Origin of the sequence: Pseudomonas sp. 2822-15 (genome assembly GCF_002742515.1) — a bacterium.
Classification (GTDB): domain Bacteria; phylum Pseudomonadota; class Gammaproteobacteria; order Pseudomonadales; family Pseudomonadaceae; genus Aquipseudomonas; species Aquipseudomonas salomonii.
The window spans coordinates 1-262 of record NZ_LJRY01000344.1; the positions used below are offsets into that span (position 1 = coordinate 1).

1 protein-coding gene is annotated in these 262 nt (G+C 41.2%); it reads left to right on the forward strand.

The features are described from left to right. Nucleotides 1-262: N-acetylmuramoyl-L-alanine amidase (locus AOA59_RS28445; RefSeq protein ID WP_143522849.1), on the forward strand; the 262-nt coding region annotated here is incomplete at both ends.

Genomic DNA, 262 nt, shown 5'->3' on the forward strand with positions numbered 1-262 from the left:
GGACATGGTGGATCAGATCCAGGAGCATCTGCAAATGGTGTGGTTGAGAAAGAGATCGTACTAGATGTAGCCTTACGACTTGAAGCGAAGTTAAAAGAAGCTGGGGCAAATGTTATTATGACCCGTCGCACAGACACATACCCTTCATTAACGCAACGGGTAAATATAGCAAATAACGCTAAAGCGAATATTTTCATTAGTATCCATACCAATGCAGCTGGATCAACATCAGCTTCTGGAATTGAAACATTCTATAATAACC